Below are 662 nucleotides of genomic sequence, written 5' to 3'. Positions count from 1 at the left end.
TCTTTGATACCAACGATTTCAACTTCTTCACCGACTTTGATGATACCGCGCTCTACACGACCGGTAACAACGGTACCACGACCGGAGATGGAGAATACGTCTTCGATCGGCAGCAGGAACGGCTTGTCAATCGCACGCTCTGGTTCCGGGATATAGGTATCCAGGTGGCCAGCCAGTTCGATGATTTTCGCTTCCCACTCTGCGTCGCCTTCCAGCGCTTTCAGAGCAGAACCACGAACGATCGGGGTGTCGTCGCCCGGGAAATCGTACTGAGACAGCAGTTCACGAACTTCCATCTCAACCAGTTCCAGCAGCTCTTCGTCATCAACCATGTCGCATTTGTTCAGGAACACGATGATGTACGGAACGCCTACCTGACGACCCAGCAGGATGTGCTCACGAGTCTGCGGCATCGGGCCGTCAGTCGCAGCAACAACCAGGATCGCGCCGTCCATCTGCGCAGCACCGGTGATCATGTTTTTAACATAGTCGGCGTGGCCCGGGCAGTCTACGTGCGCGTAGTGGCGAGTCGGGGTGTCATATTCAACGTGAGAGGTGTTGATGGTGATACCACGAGCTTTTTCTTCCGGTGCGTTATCGATCTGGTCGAATGCACGAGCAGAACCACCGTAGGTTTTAGCCAGAACGGTAGTGATGGCAGC

Annotated in this window: 1 protein-coding gene; it reads right to left on the bottom strand. The window is 54.8% G+C overall.

From position 1 onward, the window contains the following. The coding region (locus CW267_RS29860; RefSeq protein ID WP_227521878.1) for a GTP-binding protein at positions 1–662 on the bottom strand (662 nt) is incomplete at both ends.

The organism is Klebsiella sp. X1-16S-Nf21 (genome assembly GCF_002837615.1).
GTDB lineage: Bacteria > Pseudomonadota > Gammaproteobacteria > Enterobacterales > Enterobacteriaceae > Klebsiella > Klebsiella variicola.
Note: the sequence above shows the minus strand (reverse complement) of the source record. Positions and strands in the feature narration are given on the sequence as shown.